This window comes from Sediminibacterium sp. FW305-C-61, from assembly GCF_058231065.1.
This window is the reverse complement of the sequence record NZ_JBIQXR010000001.1, coordinates 27932-45540: the sequence shown is the minus strand read 5'-3', so window position 1 is coordinate 45540 and position 17609 is coordinate 27932. Positions and strand designations below refer to the sequence as shown.

Genomic DNA, 17609 nt, shown 5'->3' with positions numbered 1-17609 from the left:
GGGAACTATTCAATATCTAATTCCCATCAAGTACAAAGTTCTACTTTTTTTCTTATGTATCAGCAGTTTAATCACGGAATTATTATGTTTTTTTCACTGAATTTACGTACGGTGTTTTCACCGAATATTATTAATTAAACTGCATAATTAATTGATATACATTGTATTTAAAAACTATTTTTTATGTGTTTTCTTATGTTGATAAAGTTGATTGCACCAATAAATAATAAAATAAATAATGCTGTCAGGGCAGTTTGAACACTTAAATAAGGGGAAATATGGGCCTGCTGTTGCCCTAAAATACTGTGTAACCAGTATTGTAATAGCCCTACTGCTACTAATGAAACAACAACAATCAACACATTTGAAGGGAAAAATTGACGCATTAAAAATCGGGTCAATTGTTTTGGTGAAGCACCTAAAGTTAACAACAATGCAATCTCTTCTTTACAAGAACTAATGGTAAGTTGAATGAAAAGTGTAAAGATCAATATTGCAAACAGGAGCATCAGTAAACCAGTAGCTCCGGAAATATTCACCACCATATCTACAATTTGGCGATACCTGCTGAATCTTGTTTTATCTCGATCTGTGCTTAAATTTTTTTCTTTCAAATATTTTTCAAGCAAAGGATTTCCGGGGTCTTTTGTTCTTATGATAATTCTTGATGGGGCATTATAACTACCTGTGCCAAATGCATTATTTGCCCAATCCATAAATGATTGTGGAACGAGTAATGACGATATCCTGTCACTAAAACCAACTACACGACCACGCATGCTGTGTGCAACTCCATTCTCATCGTAAAGGTTCACCTGGAAAAAAATCATTTTCACCACTTCTCTTGTTAACTGAGGCAACCCCTGAGATAGGGAAAATTGAAAATTGTAAATATCCAGAAACATGCCGGGTACGATAATCGGAACGAAATTGCTGGATTCGTTCCAGGCCCATTCTTTCGTACTTACATCGAGGAAACTATCTGGTACACTTTCAAAAGCGATATCAGTGTAAAATGGGAATTGTGCACTACTGCTTTGTATGGATGCTTTAAACCGGCTACTTTGCAGGATGCCAATGGCATCTGTAAAACTTTGCGCTTTTATATCAGCAATTTCCGCAGCAGATAAAGTGGCATTTTTTAAATTCTGATCGGTAAGGGTTTTATTGATCACCATAAAATTCGCGATACTATCCCTGTTGCCACTGCCATTCAGTAATTCATTATAATTACTTTGTAGCTGAACTGCAGAAAGTATCAGCAACATAGCTACGGATAAACCAATAACTGCCATGGCAAAACGAAATCGTCCTGCACCGGTTTTGATAAGCTTCTTTAAAAGTATTTGAAGACCTTTCATAAGCAATTATAAATCGAGTTTCCTGGTGTATTCAAAGTATTGGTCGTCGTGCAGATCAGTAATAATTAATCCTGCCTTTCTTTCTTTACAGGCCATAGCAATTAGTGCAGCGGCTTTCAATGTATTGGCTTCGTCTAAATGACTAAAAGGTTCGTCCATAATCAACCATTCAAAGGGTTGAACAAGTGCCCGGATGATGGCAATTCTTTGCTGCTCACCATAACTGCAAATTGAAGCGTTTTGGTGGAGAATATGGTCCACACCTAATTGCTTTGCCATTGCATCAATGCTTTCACGCGAACAATAGGGTTCCTGTAAAACCCTGTTTAATTCAATGTTTTCAAAAGCTGTGAGATTTGCAAATAGACGAAGATCCTGAAATACAACACTGATTTTTTGCTGCCTGTATGCAGCAAGTTTCTCAGCAGATATTTCTTTTAAAGGTTGATTATCCCACAAAATCGATCCGGTATAATCAGTTCTTAATTTGTAGAGAGAATGAATAAATGTTGTTTTGCCCGTACCACTGGGAGCTTTTATTTTAACCCAATCTGGTGTAGTAAATTCAACATTATTGTTCCAGATACCAGACGGTTGCCGGAGTAATTTATCTTTTAAAGGAATGGGAACTACCTGCTTCAGTTGAATATTCATACGGAACCATCAATTTTGGAAACCAAAGAAAAAGTCCTGCATTAGCAGGACCTTTCCCTATCGTGTATTCAATATTAATTTGTTCTGATCATCGCGGGAATGCCACCTGGGAAAGCTCTTTCTTCCAGTAATTTCTGTCTTTTATTGGCTACACGCATATCAACAGCGATATCTGTTATTAAACTGGTTAGTGTTACCAGGCTATTTTGTTTTTCGTTTTGCATACGAACTTCAAAAACACCTTTTATACTATTACCATCAAAATTATCAGAAGTACCAATTACATCTTTGAAAGTTTCTTTTGCAGTTTTCATCGACTTATTATAGTCACCATTGCTACCCATAAAACCAGCCAGGGTATTGGCGATATCAAAATAAACAACCGAAGATTTTCCTTTGAATTGATTCAATACTTCTGTACTAATTACCGCCTTGTTATTATTCGACATATACTGTGTATAGGTAATTGAATCGCTGGCGATGATAAAGTTTTTGTCATCAGCAACCATATAAATACCCAGCATTGCCATTAAGTCACCACTTTTATACGTGCTGCCTACTTTCTTGATATAACCTGATTCTGCTGCTTTATCCATCAGTTTGGCAAAACTTACTTTATCACCAACAGGGGCATTGAAAATCATTTTACCCATTGGCTTTTTGCCCATCATATCTTTTTCATCCTTTTTTTCCTGTGGTTCTGGTTGACTGGTACCTAGATCAGAAACAACAACAGCAATATCACCTTTCAGTGATTTATATAAATCCTGCGCACTAAAACCAGTTTTTTCCATCATGCCATTCACAAGGCCTTCAACCTCCAGTTGTTTGAGGAGTCCACCGAAAATTTCAGGATTGAATGAAGCCATAACGATCCCGTTTATTTTGTCGGAAGGGTATTTTTCAATCATGGAAAGATTTACTGTAGGACCTGCATATTGTTTCAGCACATTGCTGAGTACAGGATTGGTATAGGTGGCAGATTTTGCTACAATTTTACCATCTTCAAAACTCAAAGTAGCAGTTGAATAATTGTCTTTTAAGAGTTCTTCAACTTTTGGAAGTGATAATGGCAGCATACTCAATGCATTCAGTGATGCATTTGATGAACTGAAGAAATAACCATCTGCCCTGTCTTTGAACATTTTGGTAAATGCAGCAACATCAGCCATAGAAGCTGATTTTTCCTGTGTGAAATAACCATCGACTTCTTTTTTCAGATCTGCTTCTACATTCTTTTTTTCTGGTATGTTGAATTGTTCTGTAATCGTGTCATATTTAGGCACTTCCACATGATTATAGATTGTTACCAGCACATTTTTATCTGTCCACGATAGCATGGTATTATCTTCCGCTAATACATAACTATAGTTTTTTTCTTTGGTGATGGTTTTTTTAGAAAGTTCTTTTTGCGTTTTAACCCATTGTTCAAACTTGCTTACATCAGCTATGCCCCCCATTACATTCATAACAGTGGTTGATGCTTCTTTTGGATTGCCTTTCTGAGAGAAGAAGAAGAACAACTGGCTTTTCCAGTTGATGCCGGCATTATTCCTGAACTCGTCTAATTCTTTCCTGTTTTCTGAATCACTGGAATCGCGGGTGAATACACGGCTTAATAAAGTGTCTACACTTATACCTCCTGCAGTTAATTTATCCTGCATGGAACCTGGATCCAGTACTAGAACAACACTGGCCGTTTTTGGTATAAGACCCGCTTCTTTTGGTCCTTTATTGGAGCATGAGCTGAAAAAAAATACCAATAGGGCGGATGGCAGTAGATAACGCAGAGCAGACTTCATATGCTTATATTATTTTATAGCTTACGAAGTTAACGGCTAACAGCGAGAAATACCAGAAATATGGTTCTACTTCTTTATAGCTCCATAAATGGCTTCCTGAATGTTTGGACGCACATTCATTTTGCCCAGTTTATTGTCGTTTCTGGTCGGATTTACCCTGCTTGACAGAAAAATATAAACCAGTTGCTGCTCAGGATCAACCCAAACGCAGGTTCCGGTAAACCCGGTATGTCCAAATGTTGCAGCAGAAACACTTAGTGAAGGATAGGGTTCTTTACGGGTAGCATTGTCTTTTTCAGGTTTATCGAACCCCAGCCCTCTGCGGCTGATTTCACTATTATAGGCGGTAAATAAGTCGATAGTAGCTTTTTTTAATAGTCTCACCCCATTAAGCTCTCCTCCGTTCAATAAAAGCTGGTATAGTTTGGCAAGGTCATAGGCACTACTGAACAAACCGGCATGTCCGGCAATACCACCAAACATAGCCGCACCTTCATCATGTACATCGCCATGCATTTGCTGTCTGCGAAAATGTGCTTCTACTTCAGTAGGAACCAAATCACTTAATGGCATGGTATTACGTGGTCTGAAGCCGGTTGTTGTCATGCCAAGCGGTTCATAAAAAGTTTTGCGTACATAACTATCGAGCGAGATACCGCTGACTGCTTCAACAATTTTACCCAGGAAAATAAAATCGTTATCACTATAAACATATTTCCCTTGTGCAGTTAATTTACTTTTCAGGATACGGCTATACATGGTATCCTGCCAATCGTTGCGCAGGTAAAGGTTCTCAGCCACTCTATAAGCATATTGTGGGGTAGGTGACTGCACAAAATATTGTGGCTTTGGAGCTCCTGTTGCAGTATCAATTACTTCGCGGTAAAAGGGGATAAAAGGATTTAAACCTGCCTGGTGCAATAAAATATCCCTTAATCTTAATCCTGCTTTATCAGTTCCTTGAACCCATGTGAGGTAATCTCCCAGGGTTTTGTCCAGTTCAACTTTTCCTTCTTCATACAATTTCATGATGGCCACTGTGGTTGCCGAAACCTTGGTAACAGAAGCAAGATCAAAGACCATTCCATTGCTCATCGGAACCTGCTTGTCGGTATTTACATAGCCAAATGATTTATGATAAACCAGCTTGCCATTTTTTGCAATCAGTACAACCATGCCAGGTGTGGCACCACTGTCGATAGCAGCCTGGGCAATGGTGGCAATTTTATTCAGAGAATCGCTGATTAATCCTACTGACTCTGGAACGGCAATAGGCAAACTGTTGTTGTAGACTATGCCATCACCAAAATGAAATCCATCACATACGGTTACAGGTAGTTTACCCTTTGCGGTTATTTTGCCAAATAAAAGATCTGCAGCAGCTTCTTGTGTGATGGCATCATCTTCGTAGCACGCAACCAGGTTTGTGGCATTACATATGTATTGAACAGCATAAGGGTTGCCAAATGCAAAAGTGATACTGTTGTTTTGCTGGAGCTTCGATAATAATTCGATACTGTTTTTGCTCAATCCAAACTGGTTAGCTGGCCTGCGATTGTAATTATGAAAGCCTACAACTACGGCATCATAATTAGTAAGTTGTTGTAAAATATTGGCTGCTTTTTCACTGTTGTCTTTGTTTTCAAAAAAGAAAAACTCAGCATTCAGTTCCTGTTTTATGCGGTTGGCAAAATTATTGGGCTTATCAATCCCAATGCCGACAAATGCTACTTTACGTGCTTTCATCGGAAGCAGGTTATCATTTGTTTTACGCAATAAGGTTAGTGCATTTGCAGCGAGTGCTTTTTTAATTTCTTCCGTTTTTGCATTGAGGTCTGCCGCAATATTATTAGTATCAATTACCTGTTTTTTATTTAGTCCAAGATGGTATTTAGCAAGTAATACTTTTTTTACCCGGGCATTAATATCATCCCAATTCAGTCGGCCATCTTTTATGGCTTTTCTAACTGCTGCGATACTGCCGGGAATATCTCCGGGCAGACAAAGCATATCATTTCCTGCGATCAGCGACATTACGGAAGCATCACCTTTCGGAAAAAATTTAGCTACACCCTGCATTTCCAAAGCATCTGTAAAAGAAATACCCTGATAACCAAGTTCGTTGCGTAATAAGTCTGTTACGTTTTTTACTGAAAGAGAGGTTGGCAGGTTGGCGGTTGTGTCGATGGATGGAATGGCGAGGTGAGCAATCATCATGCTACCTACGCCTGCTTTAATCAGTTCGCGGAATGGATACAACTCAAGCTGATCAAGTTGTGCACGTGATTTATTGATTACCGGTAGATCGTAATGTGAGTCTACGCTTACGTCGCCATGTCCTGGAAAGTGTTTGGCGCAAGCCATTACGCCCATGTCTTGCATTCCTTTCATATATTGAACACCATAGAGTGCAACTTTGTATTTGTCTTCTCCAAAACTCCTGTCGTTGATAACAGGGTTCATCGGGTTATTATTAATATCAATATCCGGAGCATAGTTTACATGGATGCCAATTCTTTTACATTGTTCACCTACTGCAACACCAAACTGATAAATCAATCGTGCATCCGGCACCGCTCCCATCATCAGTTGTCTTGGGAAGTTGATCACACTATCGAGACGCATGCCTAATCCCCATTCACCATCGATAGCAATCATTAATGGTGTTTTGGCAATGCCCTGGTAGAAATTAGTCAGCTTAGCCTGACGAACAGGCCCACCCTGGAAAAAACAAAGTCCACCTACGTTGTATTTCTTAATAAGATTTGTTACTTCTTTTACATGATCCGGCCCCAGGTTACTATGTGCCCTTATAATCATAAGTTGGGCAATACGTTGGTCTTTCGAAAGTTTACGAAACTGTTTCCTCACCCATTTATCAGCGGCAGGGGTATGCTCATAAAACTGTTGGGCCGATAAACTGCTCAAAAGCAACATACATATAACAGCAAGAAGCGATCTTTTCATATAAAAATGTTCAGCCCACAAGTTAAGGATTCTGCTTAATCTTGCGGTTTTTTGCGGTTTTTTTAAGGCTTTGCCCCAAAATACTGCCTTATATAGGGTCAAAAAAGCCGCACTTTTGGGTGCGGCTGATATAATTAGAGGTCTTTTGAAGTTTAGGCTTCAGTTTCTTCTTCTTCGGTTTCCTCCGTTATTTTTAATTCTACTTCATTCGCTTTCAGGATACCGAACCATTTCACCATTTTCTTCATATCGCTGGCATAAACGCGCGAAAAATCCATATCAGGATATACTTTTTCAAAATAGGCTTTTACTGCTTTTGGATCTCCCTCAGCAGGCAAAGCTTCCTTGCTAGCGAGCATTGCTTGAAATACTTCTACCAGGTTCACGTTTTCACGAACGGTATATACTTCAATGCTCTCAAGATGCGAGAAATTATGTACCCGGCTGCTTACGAATTTGGTTGTTTTGTCGTCTAAAGAACGAACAATAGCACCATCTGTTTTACTGCCTACCATTTCAAATAAACCACTAAGGCCGGTAATTGATATCAGTTTACTATACTCCATATACATATTATTAGGGCTGCAAAGTAAGGGAAAAAGGGTTAGACTCGGAGCTGGTTTATGATTTATTCTATAGGTTTCTTCCTGCCCTTTTCTGATGCGGTTTCCTGCATTTCTCTACCAGACAACTTGCTTATGGACCTCTATCTGCAGCCGGCTATCAAAATTGTACCGAAACGGTAGGATTCATCGATGAGAGGTTATAATTTGTGACAAGCGATGCATAATTGACAAGCTGTTCTTTGTCTTCTGAAAAATTGCCTGCTATGAAAACCGTATTGCTCACGCTATTATTATTACCACTTTTTTCTATCTCTCAAAATGCGAAACGTCCTCATTGCGCCGATCAGCCTGTATATCAGCAATTTGATTTTTGGATCGGGGAATGGGATGTATTTGCTACTAACGGTCAACTGGCGGGTACCAGTAAAGTGGAACGTTTACTCGACAGTTGTGTGCTACTAGAAAACTGGTACAGCAAAGGTGGCTCAAGCGGAAAAAGCTTTAATACTTATAATGGTGCAAAAGGGAAATGGCAACAATATTGGGTTGATAACAGCGGTGGCGTTACTGAATACCTGAACGGATATTTTGAAAATGGATCGATGATCATGGAAACAGCCAAGATGCCGCAGCCAGATAAAACATTTAAAATTATGCGAATGGTGTTTACACCACTTTCAAAAGATAAGGTTAGGCAGCATGGACAAAGTTCAACAGATGAAGGGAAGACCTGGAAAACAGATTTTGATCTCGAATATCGTCGTAAATAATAAATGTTACGCAGAGCTATTGCGTACAATATATAATGGAACGTAAAACATTTATAAAAACATTTTCGGCTGGGGCAGCTTCATTATATGTAGCTGGTGCAGCCATTGGACAAACGAATCGGCCGCCGCAACTTGACAAACAAATGATTCAGGAATTTGTAAGTGCCGGACATAATAACCTTGCAAAAGTGAAAGAAATGTATGCGGCCCAACCGGAATTAATTTATGCAGCACATGATCTTGGAGGAGGTGATTTTGAAACTGCACTGGAAGGTGCGGGTCATGTAGGTAATAAAGAAATTGCTTTGTATTTGATAGATAAAGGAGCAAGAACAAATTTGTTTGTACTTACTATGTTAGGTAAAACAACGATTGTAAAACCCTATCTGGAATCATTTCCTTCTTATGTTTTTGCAAGAGGGCCACATGGACTAACCCTCTTACATCACGCGCAGAGAGGTGGGGAAGAGGCAAGGGAACTACTTGAATATCTTCAGGGTAAAGGATTAAAAGAAACAAAAACAAAACTCTAAACTAAAACAAAAAATTATGCAACATGCCATTAGTTGGTTTGAAATACCCGTATCGAATATTGAAAGGGCGCAGAAATTTTATGAAGCTATCTTTCAATTCAGTATGATACCACTCGATTTCCCTAATATAAAAATGCGGATGTTTCCGGTGAGCAGTCCGGAATCAATTGCTGGTGCTCTTTGTGATAGTGGAGGTTTTCACCAACCATCTGCAACGCATGGTCCACTCGTGTACCTGAATGCTAATCCTGATGTACAAATTGTACTTGACCGGATTGAGGCAGCAGGCGGTAAAATATTGGTTCCAAAAACTGAAATTTCACCTGAATATGGTTGTATGGCTGTATTTCTGGATACTGAAGGAAACCGTGTTGCATTACATAACGTACCTCAATAAAATAATAACCAAAATAAACAAACAATGAAAAAAATGATGACTTGCTGCATGCTGTTTTTGCTTTTCGCAAAATTTTCAGATGCGCAACTATCCAATGAATCGATTAAAGCAAATTTGATCAAGGATTGGGAAAGAGCTAAAGCGTATACAGATGAATACCTGGCTGCAATGCCTGCGGATAAATACACGGTGAAACCTGTTGATGGTATTCGAAGTTTTTCACAACAAATGTTACACCTTGCACAAGGAACGATTGGACTAAGTGCAAATGGAACAGGTAAAGCAAGAATTTTTCCAGGATTTAATATGGAACAATCGGCAACCGCGCAAACAAAAGATTCGGTAACCTATTATGTAAATGCGGCTTATGATTTTGCTATTGCCGGCATTAAAGAAATGGATGCTTCCAAATTTGGTGAAATGGTAAAACGCGGCAACTTTGATGAGTCGAGATTAAGTTGGATCTCAAAAGCACACGAACACCAGACACACCATCGCGGTCAATGTACTATTTATATTCGTTTTCAAGGTGTTACACCTCCTGCAGAGAAATTGTTCTAATGCTTTAATACATGATTAACAAAGTATTTTATATTTTTAAATATGCGGAAGTTAAAAATATTGGCTACACCCAGGAGAGTAATATTGTTCCTGATTCTTGCGGTGCTGGTTTGGTTTATCTTATTACCTAAAGTGGATAAACTTGAATTCATCGGAGCAGTACTTATTACGCTGTTATCTTATGAAGGCATTTGTCTTTTGTTGCCAGACGATTTGTTTAAACGTTTCAGGAGAAAGGAAAGAAATCCTCTATTAGAAGAATAGTAAACGTGCCAGCGGCTATTATTAAAAGCCACAGATTCACAGATTATGCGATTATAATCTGTGAATCTGTGGCTTTACAATTTATACTAATCAGGAAACAATGTTTTATCAATATTGGGTATAATGCGTAGGGCGTTTTTATAATATACTTTTTTCAGTACCTCATCACTTAACCCCATTCCGTACATTTTCCAAAAAGCATGGTATTTTTTATGGTAAGGAAAATATTCGTCATTCGTTTCTAAAACCCTGAAGTAAGTTGGATATTCTTCTGGCACCCAACTGTCTTTACCAAACATTATCCTGTCCTGGTATTTATCAAAAAAGGCTTTTGCCATACGGGGTTGTCTACCAAGTTCCGCAATGATTGCCCCAAATTCAACATACATATTGGGCATTGCATCTAGTAAGCTCCCCAGTTTAGCCAGATCATTCGGATACCAACCAAAATGCGCTGCAATGAAATTTGTTTTTGGGTGCCGCTTAATGATATTATGTTGTTGTTGAATCAGGTCGGCCCAGGGTGCGGGGTCGGTATCACTGCGTTTTCTATCCGGACGGGTAGCCAGCTCAAGCCAACGTTCGTTTTTATCATCTAAGGGTTCCCAAAATGGTTCGGGATCGGCGCTGTGGATGAGTACAGGAATTTTCAACTCACCACATTTAGCCCAGATTGGATCGAGCCTGGGATCATCGATACGTAATAATTTACCTGTATTATCCTTAAAACTGAAACCAAGGTTCTTGTATATTTTTAAACCATTCGCACCAGCTTTCACATCTCTTTCAAGTTCTTTTACGGCATTATCGGCCCAGCCGGCTTCACCAACTCCAATAAATGAAACGTTGGTAAATTGAATAACACGATTAGGAGTCGCTTTTTTTACATTAGCTATTGCATCAACAAGGTATTGCGGGTCCTGGATACCAAACTGTCCGCCAACCGATTTAAAACCTCTTCCACTCAGGTTAACCATCACACGCATATTGAGTTCATCCATCTGTTTCAATAAAGCCTTTACATCTTGTGTGGGCATACTGAACTGGTGATTATGCACATCAATAAAAGGAAATTTTGCTCGTAAAACTTTATGTTCAGGAACAATCAGCTTACTTATTGGCTCATATTTTTCGAAATCCATGGTAGCTTTTTGTGCAGTAGCCAGTAATGTAAACAGTGATAAGGCAATCGTAAAGGTCTGTTTCATGTGTGTTAGGTTTGAAAATGGAAACTATTATTCATCAGCTAAATGCTTGCGCCACTCTTAAATCTTAACGTTTTCTTTCGTAATTTAATTACCGTTCATTAATTCGTTCAAAACTGCATCCAGCCTTGCTTTCAAGGTTTCATAGTCAGTATAGCCTCGTGCAAGCAAATGAAATTTAGATTCGCTAACCTGCAATAACAAACATGGATAACCTGTAACCTGAAGCTGCTTCACCAACGAAAACTCATAATAGGCCTGCTCTTTATATTCCTCACTTTTTAGTTTGGTATAAAAGGTTTCAGGGTTTATACTGTATTTCTCTAATAAATGTCTATAAGCTTCATCATCGGTAAGATCTCTTCCTTCAAAATGCAATGCATATTGTAAATCTGAGGCAAATGCAACCTGTTTATCGGGATAGAATTCTTTGAAAATACATAAAGCTATAGCAGGCTTTTCTGAGTTGGGAAACCAGTCGCTTAAATCAGGGTTATTAATATGCCATAAATAGTCTGGTCCAAAACTAATACCGGTATATTCCTCCACTGTTTTATAGGCCTTTTGAATATAACCAGCTGTAGCAGCTATAGATACAGGTTCTTCCGGCAAAATCATACCACCCGATAAAACTTCAACCGGTAACTGAGGGTAATTCTGATGAATCTGCTGTATAACAGGGCTAAACCCATAGCACCAACCACAATAGGCGTCGTAACAATAGAATAATGTAGGTGTCATGGTGTAAAGGTACATTTGAATTTGTTGATGTCAGATCTCAGATGGCAGATGTAAAATAAATCTGCCATCTGAGATCTGACATCAGACATTGGAATTTCCTTTCTATTTTTGCTTCCTAAATCAATTTTATGCCCGGTTTTGAACTATTTGGTGATGAGGAAAGAAAAGAAGTGAATGACGTCCTGGAAACAGGGATCCTGATGCGTTATGGTTTTGATGGGCCTCGCAAAGGAATCTGGAAGGCACAGGAACTTGAAAAAGCCATTACAGAAGTATTTGGCTGCAAATATGCACAGTTAACTTCAAGTGGTACAGCAGCACTTACCACTGCCATGGCTGCTTTGCATATTGGTTATGGGGATGAAATTATTATGCCTGCATTCACTTTCGTTGCGAGTTTTGAAGCCGTATTAAGTGTTGGTGCTGTACCTGTACTTGTTGATATTGATGAAACACTCACTTTAGATCCAGCCGCTGTAAGGGCCGCAATAACACCGAGAACCAAATGTATCATGCCGGTACACATGTGTGGAAGCATGGCAGATCTGGATGCATTGAAAGAAATTTGTAAAGAACATAACCTTATTTTATTGGAAGATGCCTGCCAAAGTATTGGCGGTACTTATAAAGGCAAAGCCCTTGGTACAATCGGAGATGCAGGTACTTTCTCTTTCGACTTTGTAAAAACCATTACATGTGGGGAAGGTGGGGTTGTTATGACAAATAATGAAGCGGTTTATACCAAGTCTGATGGGTATACTGACCATGGACATGATCACTTAGGTGCTGATCGTGGTGCCGACCTGCATCCCTTCCTTGGTTATAATTTCAGGATCAGTGAATTGCATGCGGCTGTTGGACTTGCACAAATTCGCAAGTTGGATACATTCCTCGCATTACAACGAAAAAACAATAAAGCTTTACGCGCTTATCTCGAAGCAATACCTGAAGTAAGTTTCAGAAAAGTACCTGATGAAGCAGGTGATAGTTGTTCATTTCTTTCCTGGTTCTTACCTACTGAAGCACTCACAAAAGCAGTAGTAGCTGAATTAAAAGAGCAGGGAATACTTGCAGGTAATTTTTACTGGTATGCCAATAACTGGCATTATATAGCCAAATGGGATCACCTCAAAACCGCCGCCAGCCTGAATAAATTAAATGAACAACAGGAAAAAGCTCTATTGAAATTGCAGTCAACCCATTTTGCAGCAAGTGATGCCGTAATGAGCAGGTGTATTTCTACAGCCATTGGATTATTGTGGACCGATGAACAAATCAAAGAAAAGGGAGAGAAATTATCGGCAGCTATTCGCAAAGTACTTGCTGGTAGCACAATACATGCATAGTAAATAATCTGGCTCCTTATTGGGATCAAAATAATGTACAATTATTATTTGTGAAGCAGATATTGCTGCTTCATGGAAGCAGGCAGAAAGCGCTGATGTTTACCTTCAAGTTTGTTAACCTGATCGAGACTTCCTAACCTGAAACGTAAAGGCAATTTGGTGATTTTTTCGATTTGCAATTCCTTCTTACAAAAAAAGGTAAGGTTGTTGCTATAATAGTTTTCAGGTACCAAACGAAATCCAGTGTATATAGTACTATCAGACAATGGCCGGGTAAGCATAACGGGTTTGCTGGTCATCTGAGCTTTGGCCGATATGACAGTAATTACTAATAAATTCACAAACAAACAAATCCGTTTCGCCATCATCTTGCATTGATTGTATGTAAATTTACAGCGTTTTATATTTAAGCGCTGTTAAAGCCAGGTTATGGAATACCTGATGTTTATTTTTGTATTTAGATTGTAATATGTCGTTAAGCCAGTCACTACAACAGAAATTGCTGCAAAAGCTGTCACCACAACAGATTCAGTTAATGAAACTGTTGCAGGTACCTACTGCCAATCTGGAAGAAAGAATTAAGGAGGAGCTAGAAGAGAATCCAGCATTGGAAATGGATGAAGAAGGTCATGCAGATGAGTTTGGTGATGAAATGAAAGATGAATTTGAAACGCAGGACGATGATATAGAACGGGATGGTAGTGAAGAGGATTATGAAAATGTAGATATCAGTGAATACGTAATGGATGATGATGGAGAGATTGCGGATTATAAATTAAAGGATGATAATTATCCTGAAATGGATGATCAGAAAGTGATTCCTATTCGGGTTGAAACTAGTTTTCATGAATTGGTGCTAAACCAGCTTGGCATGCTCGAGCTAGATGAGCGTCGCTATAAGATAGCTGAACAAGTTGTTGGTAGTTTGGATGATGATGGATACCTGCGCCGTGAACTCAGTTCTATTTCAGATGACCTTGCTTTTCGTCAGGGACTTTCCGTAGACGAAAAAGAAATTGAAGCCATTATTCAGGAAATACAACAATTCGATCCACCAGGTGTTTGCGCCCGTGATCTGAAGGAATGTTTGTTACTGCAACTAAAAAGGAAATTGTCAGAAGGAGGTGCTGTTGAATTGGCTATTCAGGTGCTCTCGAAATATTTTGATGAGTTTACTAAAAAGCACTACGAGAAAATACAACGGGGTCTGAACCTTACAGACGATCAGATAAAAGAGGTGATCAACCAGATCATTAAACTCAATCCCAAACCCGGGGGTAATGTTGGCGAAATCAACAAAGCAGAAAGTTATATTGTTCCTGACTTTTTCATGCTCAACAACAACGGTAAACTCGAACTTACCCTAAACGCCAAAAATGCACCCGACCTCAGGATTAGTGAAGGATACAGGGATATGCTGAAAGAATATGAAAGGGGGAGCAAGAAGGATAAAAGACAGAAAGAAGCTGTTTTATTCATCAAACAGAAAATTGATTCTGCCAAATGGTTTATTGATATGATCAAACAAAGGCAGGATACATTGATTGGTACCATGAGTGCCATTATGAAACACCAGCAGGAATTTTTCCTGACAGGCGATGAAACAGCCATGCGCCCGATGATATTAAAAGATATAGCTGAATTAACTGGTCTGGATATATCTACTGTTAGTCGTGTTGCGAACAGCAAATTTGTGCAAACAGAATTCGGCACATATCGCCTTAAATTTTTCTTCAGCGAATCACTCAGTACAGATAGTGGGGAAGAAGTAAGTACGAGAGAAGTGAAGAAAATTTTGAGTGATATTATTGAAGCAGAAGATAAGCGTAAACCACTGAGTGATGAAGTGCTGACAGACATGTTGCAAGAGAAAGGATACAATATTGCTAGAAGAACTGTTGCCAAATACCGGGAGCAATTGAACATACCCGTAGCAAGATTACGCAAAGAGTTGTAGTGATATCCCTACTTTATTCTTCATTTACTTTAATCTTTTAATTTTCTGTTGTTTTACGACAACTAATCTCATTTATTTTTCTGCTTTTAGCTACCTTTATTTTAACCTGCTAAGGCAGTTAAAATTCAATATCCATCCACGTGAAAAAGCGAAAGGTTTTATTTGCTTTATTCATGGCTATAGGTATAGCCATGCCTCAACACTATCTGCTCGCCTCAATTCGGCCAGATACTTCCCGATTTATTATTCAGTCTGATACAACTATTTGTAAAGGTGTTACAGTTGAACTTCAATTGCGTGACCCATTACCAAAAGATACTATTTTGCCTGGGGTATGGAAACTGTTGATTAGTAGTACACAAATCAATCCGGCTTTTTTCAATATCAAACCATTTGGTTATGATAGGGTAAATCAATTTCTCTATTCCATTATTAATCGGACTGTTACAAGATTTGACCTTAAAAAAAACGAAGTAAAAATTATTCCTGCTGCTAATTGGCCTGGTGACTATTCGGAGTTTGTATATGACCCGGTCAATAATCGTTTATTGTGTTCACGAAGTGGTCGTGATAATATATATGCACTTCCGGCAGATGGTGGCACTTGGTCGCTTGTGGGTAGCGGTGCAGCAGATAATGAATGTTATGGTGCATCAGTTTATTGGAATCCATTGTTACAACAACCAGGACTTTACGGTGGATACGGCTCAGCACAGGTTAAAAGCTGGATTTATGAACATGATGGGATAGCCTGGCAGATGAAAAAAAACAATCCGGCAATAGATATGGCTCCCCCTAAGGGTGGAAATATTGTAGCAGGTAATAAAGATGGGTCTAAACTCTATCTTTTTTCAGGACAAGGTAATTATAGCGGTAGCGAGTTAACAGGTAGCTGCACATTGGGAAGTCCATGGGCAACAGCAACAGGCATTTTTTGCTGGCTCAAAGATTTATGGGAATTAGACCTGGCTACTTATCAGTTCAAAAATATATTACCGATAAATGATCCTTCTATTCAATATGAAGGAGCATTGGCCTATGATTATGAAAAATCACGGTTTTATTTATTTGGTGGATTTCAACCTACCGGTGATTTTATCACCAATCAGTTTCTTACGAATACACAAAAAACATTTCGCTTTACTCCTTCCAAAGACGCAGGTTTTGTTGAATTCGATCCCGAAGGAACTGTTCGACCACCGGCAATGCCAAGAACTACCTTAAATAATTATGCCTATTATGATGAAGTAGATAAAAGAATTATCTGGGCCAGGTATGATGGGATATGGGCATATTATCCCGACTCAACAAGTGCCCCAAAGCCAGATACAATATATACATGGTCTACAGGGGCCACAACAAAGAATATTTCTGTTGAACCCGATAAAACAACCCGATACACCGTTACCAGAACCATTGGTTCGGAAATAGCTAAAGACAGTATACTTATAACAGTGCATGCAATAACACGATCCTTAACTGATAGTGTAAAGGTTTGTGCTGATAGTACACTTATAGATGCAGGTGCCGGTTTTAATACTTATTCATGGAACAATGGATTTTCTTCACAAACACTCTGGGTTAAACAAACCGGAAAATATACCGTAACAGTTGATGACGGAATTTGTACTGCTAAAGACAGTACTGAAGTAGTATTGGGAGAAGAGATAAAAGATTTTATTATCCTTTCGGCAAAAGATTCTGTATGTAGTGGGGAATCAGACTCTTTGTTTATTGAAAATCCACAAGCAGGCATTACCTATCATTGGTATATGCCCGGTAATGCAACAGCAATTGCTACGGGTAATTTTATTAAACCAAGTAATATAAAAGCTGATTCCAGTTATGTGGTAAATGCCACAGGAATACTCAATATATGTCAGGCCAAAGCAGCCAATACAACCGTTTTTGTACGAAAGAAATTAGCTGCTCCTGTTGTATTGACTGATAATATTACCGGTAATTCAATTCGTTTTCGATGGAATGCAGTGGATGATGCATTGGGGTATAAACAAAGTACAGATAGTGGGTTAATTTATAATGATCCCTCTTCGGGTTTTCAGGGACTTACACACAGCATCAGCGGATTACAACCTAATCAAACCATAAAATTATGGGTGAAGGCAATTGGCAGGTTTGCTTGTGAATCAAGCGATAGTGTTAAAGTAGTGGCAACTACCCTGAATCCATTTGGAGATGGAATTTATGTGCCGAATGTATTTACACCCAATGGAGATGGCGTAAACGATATTTTTCAGGTATATGGTAATACGATAGAAACAATGCGATTGGTTATTTATAATCCATGGGGACAGGAATTATTCATTACAACAGATAAACAGAAAGGTTGGGATGGTTCTTATAAGGGAAGTCAATCGCCGACAGGCAGGTATACTTATGCGCTCGAAGTAAAAACACCAACTGGGAACAGTATTAAAAAAGCAGGTTCATTTAACCTGATCAGATAATTGATGGATAAAATTTG

The 17609-nt window shown here is 38.8% G+C and carries 16 protein-coding genes; 8 read left to right on the top strand and 8 right to left on the bottom strand.

Annotated elements, in window-relative coordinates; translation table 11 throughout:
• Window positions 1-167: 167 nt before the first annotated feature.
• The 5 genes from ACH30E_RS00125 to ACH30E_RS00105 all read right to left on the bottom strand — a co-directional run bounded on the left by ACH30E_RS00125 (window position 168) and on the right by ACH30E_RS00105 (window position 7350).
• Complete coding sequence (locus ACH30E_RS00125; protein ID WP_490823124.1) at window positions 168-1361, bottom strand: FtsX-like permease family protein; 1194 nt, start codon at window positions 1359-1361, stop codon at window positions 168-170.
• A gap of 6 nt (window positions 1362-1367) precedes the next feature.
• Window positions 1368-2015 (bottom strand): ATP-binding cassette domain-containing protein, encoded by a 648-nt coding sequence (locus tag ACH30E_RS00120; RefSeq protein ID WP_294996275.1) that lies wholly within the window; start codon window positions 2013-2015, stop codon window positions 1368-1370.
• A gap of 74 nt (window positions 2016-2089) precedes the next feature.
• Window positions 2090-3817 carry a hypothetical protein gene (locus ACH30E_RS00115; RefSeq protein WP_490823123.1) on the bottom strand — a complete coding sequence of 576 codons (1728 nt, stop codon included), beginning with the start codon at window positions 3815-3817 and terminating at the stop codon, window positions 2090-2092.
• A gap of 66 nt (window positions 3818-3883) precedes the next feature.
• Window positions 3884-6784 carry a serine hydrolase domain-containing protein gene (locus ACH30E_RS00110; RefSeq protein WP_490823122.1) on the bottom strand — a complete coding sequence of 967 codons (2901 nt, stop codon included), beginning with the start codon at window positions 6782-6784 and terminating at the stop codon, window positions 3884-3886.
• Between the two features lie 152 nt (window positions 6785-6936).
• Entirely contained in the window at window positions 6937-7350 is a 414-nt protein-coding gene (locus tag ACH30E_RS00105; RefSeq protein WP_294996282.1) for a DUF5606 family protein, read from the bottom strand.
• 263 nt (window positions 7351-7613) lie between these two features.
• On the opposite strand from ACH30E_RS00105, the gene ACH30E_RS00100 reads away from it, so the two are divergent.
• From ACH30E_RS00100 to ACH30E_RS00080, 5 genes are read left to right on the top strand one after another with little or no spacing between them, the layout of a single operon-like run.
• Window positions 7614-8120, top strand: coding sequence for a hypothetical protein (locus ACH30E_RS00100; RefSeq protein ID WP_490823121.1), 507 nt, complete (start codon window positions 7614-7616; stop codon window positions 8118-8120).
• A 35-nt stretch (window positions 8121-8155) separates the two neighbouring features.
• Window positions 8156-8653: a hypothetical protein gene (locus ACH30E_RS00095; protein WP_294996288.1), complete on the top strand. Its 498-nt coding sequence runs from the start codon at window positions 8156-8158 to the stop codon at window positions 8651-8653.
• Between the two features lie 16 nt (window positions 8654-8669).
• On the top strand, window positions 8670-9050 hold the full coding sequence (locus ACH30E_RS00090) for a VOC family protein (RefSeq protein ID WP_294996291.1): 381 nt from the start codon (window positions 8670-8672) through the stop codon (window positions 9048-9050).
• Window positions 9051-9074: 24 nt separating this feature from the next.
• Window positions 9075-9611, top strand: a complete 537-nt coding sequence (locus tag ACH30E_RS00085; RefSeq protein WP_294996294.1) for a DinB family protein — start codon at window positions 9075-9077, stop codon at window positions 9609-9611.
• Between the two features lie 42 nt (window positions 9612-9653).
• On the top strand, window positions 9654-9875 hold the full coding sequence (locus ACH30E_RS00080; RefSeq protein ID WP_490823120.1) for a hypothetical protein: 222 nt from the start codon (window positions 9654-9656) through the stop codon (window positions 9873-9875).
• 86 nt (window positions 9876-9961) lie between these two features.
• On the opposite strand, the gene ACH30E_RS00075 is transcribed toward ACH30E_RS00080, so the two are convergent.
• Both ACH30E_RS00075 and ACH30E_RS00070 read right to left on the bottom strand, forming a co-directional pair.
• Window positions 9962-11083, bottom strand: a complete 1122-nt coding sequence (locus ACH30E_RS00075) for an amidohydrolase family protein (protein ID WP_490823119.1) — start codon at window positions 11081-11083, stop codon at window positions 9962-9964.
• A gap of 84 nt (window positions 11084-11167) precedes the next feature.
• Entirely contained in the window at window positions 11168-11821 is a 654-nt protein-coding gene (locus tag ACH30E_RS00070) for a DsbA family protein (protein ID WP_490823118.1), read from the bottom strand.
• A gap of 128 nt (window positions 11822-11949) precedes the next feature.
• Between ACH30E_RS00070 and ACH30E_RS00065 the strand changes: the two genes are divergently transcribed.
• Window positions 11950-13167, top strand: a complete 1218-nt coding sequence (locus tag ACH30E_RS00065) for a DegT/DnrJ/EryC1/StrS family aminotransferase (RefSeq protein ID WP_490823117.1) — start codon at window positions 11950-11952, stop codon at window positions 13165-13167.
• A 44-nt stretch (window positions 13168-13211) separates the two neighbouring features.
• Here the strand turns inward: ACH30E_RS00065 and ACH30E_RS00060 are convergent, their stop codons facing one another.
• On the bottom strand, window positions 13212-13535 hold the full coding sequence (locus tag ACH30E_RS00060; protein ID WP_294996308.1) for a hypothetical protein: 324 nt from the start codon (window positions 13533-13535) through the stop codon (window positions 13212-13214).
• Window positions 13536-13636: 101 nt separating this feature from the next.
• On the opposite strand from ACH30E_RS00060, the gene rpoN reads away from it, so the two are divergent.
• Window positions 13637-15124, top strand: a complete 1488-nt coding sequence (gene rpoN, locus ACH30E_RS00055; protein WP_294996311.1) for an RNA polymerase factor sigma-54 — start codon at window positions 13637-13639, stop codon at window positions 15122-15124.
• A 140-nt stretch (window positions 15125-15264) separates the two neighbouring features.
• Window positions 15265-17592, top strand: a complete 2328-nt coding sequence (locus ACH30E_RS00050; RefSeq protein ID WP_490823116.1) for a T9SS type B sorting domain-containing protein — start codon at window positions 15265-15267, stop codon at window positions 17590-17592.
• The last annotated feature ends 17 nt before the right edge of the window (window positions 17593-17609 follow it).